Here is a 7290-nt window from a genome sequence, read left to right as displayed (position 1 = left end):
GAGCCGTTGCGCTATGCTCACTTTAATCCGCTGAAGGTGGTATACTATAGCCGTTTTTTGCACTAAAGGTTTTTCAGAATTTTATGATTTAAGTTTAACTACTAAAATATTAAATTTAATATCTTGCTTTTTAGAAATTCCGCTTGCATTCTTAACAATCAAAACAAATAAGGAAACGAAAACAGAGTAACTATTTGATACAATTTCAAATTGTCATTTATAAAAATAAAAAAAATGTGGTTCAAAAATCTAACAGGATTTCAAGAAGAATCTCCTGATAATGTAAAAAACAATATAATTGTTGAGGATGAATATTTGATTTCGACAGTTAATAATAGAAAATTTAAATTTGGAAAACTTGAAATACCCACATTAGAAGAGTTGAGAGAATCCAATTCTCAAATAGCAAAATATCAGAATAAAATCAAAATCAGTGAGATTGTCAAAGATGTGAAAGATTTACATAAAAACATTGCTAATAAAAATGCATTATTTCAAGTTGCTTCTCAATTTAATTTATTAGAAATGATTAATCCAAACTTTACTCCAGAACTTGGGATTGATAGATATGAATTAGATCATACACAAGGACCGATTTGTGCCGTAGCTTGTGGAGCTGGAACCATTTATCGAAACTATTTTGTTGAAATCAATGGACAAATTGGTCAATCTGAGAATAATCAAATTGATTGTTTAGATTTAATCGGAAATGAACTTGAAAATGAAAAGTATAACCATTGGAAAATGCAAAATGGTTATGCTTTGATGAGTGAGAATGGTTTATTAAAAATCAACAAAAAAATTTCTACTTTAGATGAATTTCAAAGAGAAAATCTAAAAGGTAAACTTAAAATTGGAATTCAATGGAATACCGAAGTTACAAACTCTGAAACAAATCATGAAGTTTCACAAATCTATTGTTCGGCGCTACCAGTTGCATATTCTCAAATTGAATTTTATTATTGGGAAACTTTTGCAAGAATAATTCTTGAAGCTTTATACGAGGCAACTTTATATGCTGGTTTAATCAACTTAGAGAATAATAATTCAAATCAAGTTTTTTTTACACTTGTTGGCGGTGGAGTTTTTGGAAATGAAGAAAATTGGATTTTAGAATCAATGCAAAAAGCAATAAACAAATTCAAAAAAGTGCCCTTAGATATTAAAATTGTCAGTTATGGTAAACCAAATTTAAATTTAAAACAATACATTGAGTTCAATTAAATTTTTTATAAGTAAGAGATTTCTCATTTCAGATTCGAAACAAAACTATCTGAACAAAAAAGAAAATAACTGATGAATAACTTTTTTTTAAAAACCGTAAGTTTATTAATTAATAATCGATTCTTAATTAAAAGAATTTCTCGAGGTTTTGCCTTGGGGAAATTCATTTTCGGTAATCATTAAAAACAGCTAATAAATCAGTGAAAACTTTTCTCTTTTGAGTTTGATAATTAAATTTTGAAAAAAAATTAAGTATTATACTGATTATGAAAATTATGAATAATGACATTCTGATTAGAAAATTTAATGTATTGGTTAATATGTAATCTCTGAAAAAGAATTAGTTTTAGTCTTTTATTAAAATTGATTTAGTTAAGCTTTTTATTTTGTGTTTAATTTATTAAACTTCATAAATAGTTAATACGTAAAAGTTGATTACCTTTGTACTGATTTACTTTCAAATACAACTTGATTAATTTTTTTCATATGAAATTCATGTTATTTGTTTCGTAAAAATAATTAATGTGTCAACTCAAAAAAACGTAATCTAAAAGATGAAAACCGAAATTTGTTCTTGTAAAGGTTTAAATACAAATTGTAAAAAATGCTTTGGAAGTGGATATATCCAATCAAATACTCCTCAAAAAAAAGTTGGAAAGCAATCTGATAAAAAGCAAAATAAAAAAAATCAAATAGAATCTAATATTCCTGATAATATTGAAACATTATCAAAAAATGAGATTGAAGAAATTGCAATTAAAATCATTTCAAGTTTAGACTTAAAATCAAAAAAGCAAATGCAAATCTTAAATTCAATTCCATTTAATACAACTACTTTCCGTAGAGATTTTGGAGCCAAATTTGAAATATTAGAGAGTATCGAAGAAGAAAAGCAACATTTAAGAAATCAACTTCTTACTATTGATCAAGAAATTGTATCTAAAAATTATCGCTTTAATTTTAGATTCAAACATTTTTTATCGGATAAAGATGTTGATGTTACTTCAAATCGTCATCTTAAAGAATTGATTCGCGAATACAAAAAAATAAAAAATTAAGATTTTACTATATATCAAAAAGGCAAAGTTGAGAAACTTTGCCTTTTTAATTTACTTAGGCGTAAGAAACTATTTCTCTTTTCCCAAATCTTTAATCATCGAAAGTGAGAAAAATCCTAAAATCAAAACAACTAAAACAATACAAATCCACATAAAAGTAGAGGTTTGCCAAAAGCTTTTAGGAGTTACAATTTGTTCTACCTTTGATATTTTCTCTAAATCAGTAATACTGGTTGTTGGATATTTTGCATCTAAATCAATTCCGGATTGAGCCAAATCATAAATTGGAGCATTCAACTTATTATCAACAATAATCGTATAATTTTCATTACTTTTTAAATCTGCAATTAGACTGCTTTGGTCTTGAAATAATTCAAGTTTATTAATCGTCAATTCTGGATTATCTGCATTGTGAATTACAATCGTAAATTGTTTTGCAAATAATTCATTGATTCGAAATTGATTTGTTTTTTTTGAATCTAACTGAAAACTACTGAATAATTCTTGATAAGATTCATCTCGATTTTTTACTTTACGTGTTTTGTTAACCAAAATTTCTGCATCACGTAAATAGAAATTAGGAGCCAAAATAGAAAACTTAATTTCATCTATCACTTGCGCTTCAGGAAAAGTAATTTCCATTTCAGTCTGCTTTTTTTCTTTATTCGAAGTCACTTTAATTTGAAAAGTACCTATTTCAATTTTAGGTTGATTTGAAATCGAATTCGAATATAAATTAGCATCCAAAATATTGATTGGCAACGAATTTTTATCAATAAATTCAAACTTTAAATAAGTATAATTATTCAACGGAAAAGAAAACAAACGTTCAACCGAAGTTCCGTTCGAATCATTTAATCCAGAAATTATTTGGTTGTTAACCAGGCCAAACCATTCGGTTTTATCGTTACTTCCGTAAATATTATATTTTTTGCTTACATCTGTATTTGCAATTTTCAAAACCAAATTATCGATATTTTTGGATTCTTCATTTGAAAGAATTACAGAAGTTGACTCATTCTTTAAAGATTCTTTTGCTAAAATTGGAAAATTAATCGCACTTGATTCTGAGAAATTTCCTCCAAAAAATACATAAGGAACTTCTTTCTTATTGGCATCAAAAATTCGAATATGAGCAATATCATTTTCAGAAGCTGTTCGGATTTCTGGAGAAAGCAAAATTTTATGTAACCCATTTGTAGAAACGGATTTAATATTTCCTTGGTAATCTTGACCAAAAGAAACTTGAAAAATCAATATAAACAGAAAAAAATTAATTGTTTTCATCTTGTTGTTTTTTAGATTCGTCAGCAGCTTTTTTGCTTAATTTCTGATAAACGAATGAAATGATAAGTATTAAAATTCCTAATAAAATAAAAGCTACAATTCGGCCTGGACCGGAAACATTGATGTCAAAAATAAATAATTTTACAATTGTTAATCCCAATAAAGCCAAAGCAATAATTCGTAATTGTTTGATTTGTTTTTTTATTCCGATGATTAAGAAAATAAACGAAAGTATTCCCCAAAGTATTGGAAAACCAACTTTAATAACACGTTTTTTTACCAACATTAATTCGGTATCGTAAGAAAGCTGTTTGCCATAATCAGAAACATAATCAGTTGAAACAGCTATTTCATTTTGTGATGCAACAATTGATTTTATATAATCTGATGAATAAAATAACGCATGAACCATGATTTCATTGCTTAAAATAAAAGTCACACAAAAAGCGAAAAACCAAAGCATAATTTTAGTATCTAAAATCGATTTTATCGCTTCTTGTTTACGATTTTGCAACAATGCGAATATACAATATGCCAAACAAACCAAAATTACATAATGACCTATGAATGCTGAATTACTGTTGAAATTATAATATAAATTACTACTGATTTCATTAAATGTTAATCGATGGAATATCAATAAATAGAACAAAATATTAATTCCTGATAGAATCAACGCAATAATGTTGTTGACCTTATTTCTAAACTTGAATAAGAAATAAACCAAAATTGTAGAAAACACATAATGATAAACTACAGCATACGATAAAATCGATGCATCGTTTGAGTAAAATTCAATAGTTCGATAAAAAACTTCAAGCATTCCGACTAAATATCCAATAACAATTGAACAAACTAAAACTATTCGTTTATAAGGTTTTGGTTCAATTGTAATGAAATAAAATTTCATCGGTTCGGTTTCTTTTTTCAATAAGAAATAAGTTGCAACAAACGAAGCAATTGCAAGTAAACCAGTTATGAAAATTTTATTTAAAAAGGGTTGTAAAACAATTTCAGAAAAATAAGAATAGGTTTGCGTCCAATCTAACATCAAACTGATAACCATCAAAAACTGAACGACTATTGCTCCAATTCTGAAAGTTGATATTTTTGATTTTTGCGAAAGCCAAACCAATAAAACAGCTTCACAGGCCCAGAATAAAGTAATGTAGTTTCCGTTAAACTGAAATGGAATTGTCAATGTGATAAAGGTTAATGCTAATCCTAAAAGAAAATAGATTGCATCTTTTTTTACACCAAATTTTCGATATAAAATCAATGAGAAAATCAGATTATATATCGCTAAAGAAATAGTAAAAGCTCCTTTTAATTCTTCGTGCCAATTTTGGAAAATAGTCGCTCCCATACCAAAATAAAAAAAGGTATTTGCAAGCATTATTACATATTCCATTTTTGAAAAAGCACCTTTATTTCGAACATTATTAATCACAGCTGCAATACTGAAAATCACATACATCAAAGTTGCAAAAACAAACGCGCCTTGGTAAGGTAATTTACTTTCAGAGAACTCCATTACAAACCATGAACCATAAATTATCGAAGTGAAAATAAATGCCAATAACGTAACGATATTCCATTTTTTATAGAATGAAATAATCAACATTCCGATGTTTAGAATTGCAATGTAACCAAACAAAACTTGATAATTTCCAGAACCTGTACTAACCATAAACGGAACGGTAAAGCCACCAATTAAGGTTAATATTGCTAATTCTTTACGATTGTACGATACGGAAACCAAAGCACTAAAAATGGTGATGACAACCATGATGATAAACGCCGCAGTTTGACTAAAAAGTTGATAATCGTGAAAAGCAATTCCAATTGTAAAATAGAAAATACTGACAGCACCAGCTACAAAAACAGAACTAAAAGCGGCAAAGTTTTTTCGTAATCGATGTGCAACAGCCATGACAATTCCTCCAGCAAGAATTCCAATTCCAACTCGAGCAGGTTCGTTTATCCATTCTTTATCAATGGCGTATTTCACAAAGAAACTAATCCCTAAAACCAAAATTAAAATTCCTATTTTACTGATTAGATTTTCTCCAATGAATTTCTCTAAATCTGGATTTCGCTCTTTGAAGTTTTCATACCAAGATTTTTTTGGAACATAAGGTTGTGGTTCAAAAACGGGTTTAGGTTTTTCTTGAGAAACAGTTTGATTAGTGGTTATTTGTTGAACAATTGGCTGAACAATTTCAGGTTGAATTTCTTCAATTGGGACAGTTGCAACTTTTTCTTTTAAAACAACAGGCTGAGTTTCTTGATTATCATCAACTCGAATATCGTCAATAATAGGTTTTTCTTCCGTTTTTTGTTCCTGAATTGGTTCAACTTCAATTGGTTTTTCTTTAAAAACAACTTTTTCTTCTACAGAAATATTCTTGAATTTTGAGTCAATTTGATTTTTTAAATCATCAAGTTTAAAACTTAGATTTCGAATTTCGATTTGAAAATTTGTAATGATTTTTTGTTGCTTACTTAATATAATTATGAGTAAAACGACAATTATTATAAATAGGGAAATTTCCATAACACTTTATTTTTCTAAAACAAATATAGCTAAAAATAAAACTGTAATATATATTTAAGAAAATTCAAATAATTAAAACAATAAAAACTGTTAATTAATTTAATAAAATATTATATTTTTACACATATCAAGAATTTGTAATTTGAATAATGAGAAAATTCATTTATAGAACGTCGAAAATTTAATCAATTAACATTTAAATATAATTTAAAAAAATGCAAAACCAACAACACATTCATGGGATTGAAGCATTACAAAGACAACACGAAATGAATAAACCAAACACAATGGGAATTGTAGGATTTATATTGTCAATAGTTGCACTTATTACAGTTTGGATATCAGTATTTTCCTTTATTTCTATTATATTAATTTTTGTTTCTTTTCTACATGTGATTTTATTGATTTCAGCTTTAATTATTTCAATAATTGGATTAAGAAAACCAAAAAAAGGATTTGCTATTTCAGGTTTGATTATTTCGATATTAGTGATATTTATATATCTTTTTTTAGTTCTTGGTTCAGCTTCAATTATGGAATCTTTAGTAGTAGATTCTTTGTCGCAATCTTAAATTTTCAAAGATGAATTTTGAATCAACATTTTCTTACCTATTCGTTACTTTATGAATAATCTGAAAATAAAAAAGATTAAATATTAAAATTTTAAAAAAAAATTATATTTTTATGAAAATTATTATTTTTTAAATGTATAAGATTGCATTATTTATTCTAATCGTAAGTCTATTTCAATTAACAACCATTAAAAAAGTCAAGAAGAATCATAGCATTGGAGAAATTATAAAAGGTGATTTCAATGGAGATGGTAAAATTGAAACTGCTCTATTAGTAAAAGTAAAACAAGGTTTTGGTAATCCGATAGAAGATGGAGAACCAGATGAATATGAAATTCAGTTTTCTAACAAAAAATAAAACCCATCAAGATTGGTTGTTGTGAAGCAATTTTAGTCAATGAAGGTGATTTAAATAACGACCGAAAAGATGAAATTTCTTTTTTCCAAGCTCCAATGAATGGCTGTTTATATATTATGGCTACATATACATATTCAAAATCGGAATGGAAAATAGTTGTTGAACCTTATATACCTGAGTTCGATTAATAAATCAAGAAAAATAGTTGGTAAAAAAAAGAAATAGTTGTATATT

6 protein-coding genes are annotated in these 7290 nt (G+C 26.9%); 4 read left to right on the top strand and 2 right to left on the bottom strand.

The features are described from left to right. Positions 1 to 234 precede the first annotated feature (234 nt). Complete coding sequence (locus EG240_RS15855; protein ID WP_125020311.1) at positions 235 to 1224, top strand: hypothetical protein; 990 nt, start codon at positions 235 to 237, stop codon at positions 1222 to 1224. Between the two features lie 554 nt (positions 1225 to 1778). Continuing rightward, positions 1779 to 2282: a hypothetical protein gene (locus tag EG240_RS15850; protein ID WP_125020310.1), complete on the top strand. Its 504-nt coding sequence runs from the start codon at positions 1779 to 1781 to the stop codon at positions 2280 to 2282. 69 nt (positions 2283 to 2351) lie between these two features. On the opposite strand, the gene EG240_RS15845 is transcribed toward EG240_RS15850, so the two are convergent. Together EG240_RS15845 and EG240_RS15840 are read right to left on the bottom strand one after the other, a co-directional pair. Continuing rightward, on the bottom strand, positions 2352 to 3569 hold the full coding sequence (locus EG240_RS15845) for a hypothetical protein (protein WP_125020309.1): 1218 nt from the start codon (positions 3567 to 3569) through the stop codon (positions 2352 to 2354). Beyond that, complete coding sequence (locus EG240_RS15840) at positions 3556 to 6126, bottom strand: DUF2339 domain-containing protein (RefSeq protein WP_125020308.1); 2571 nt, start codon at positions 6124 to 6126, stop codon at positions 3556 to 3558. Before EG240_RS15840 ends, EG240_RS15845 begins: the two co-directional genes overlap by 14 nt. 215 nt (positions 6127 to 6341) lie before the next feature. Between EG240_RS15840 and EG240_RS15835 the strand changes: the two genes are divergently transcribed. Together EG240_RS15835 and EG240_RS15830 are read left to right on the top strand one after the other, a co-directional pair. Continuing rightward, the gene (locus EG240_RS15835) at positions 6342 to 6698 is read left to right on the top strand and encodes a hypothetical protein (protein WP_125020307.1); all 357 of its coding nucleotides are present in this window, start codon (positions 6342 to 6344) and stop codon (positions 6696 to 6698) included. A 133-nt stretch (positions 6699 to 6831) separates the two neighbouring features. Beyond that, positions 6832 to 7056, top strand: coding sequence for a hypothetical protein (locus EG240_RS15830; RefSeq protein WP_125020306.1), 225 nt, complete (start codon positions 6832 to 6834; stop codon positions 7054 to 7056). The last annotated feature ends 234 nt before the right edge of the window (positions 7057 to 7290 follow it).

The organism is Paenimyroides tangerinum, from assembly GCF_003865405.1.
In the GTDB taxonomy this organism is placed as follows: domain Bacteria; phylum Bacteroidota; class Bacteroidia; order Flavobacteriales; family Flavobacteriaceae; genus Flavobacterium; species Flavobacterium tangerinum.
The sequence above is the reverse complement of the archived record's forward strand: the minus strand, read 5'-3'. Positions and strand labels throughout refer to the sequence as shown.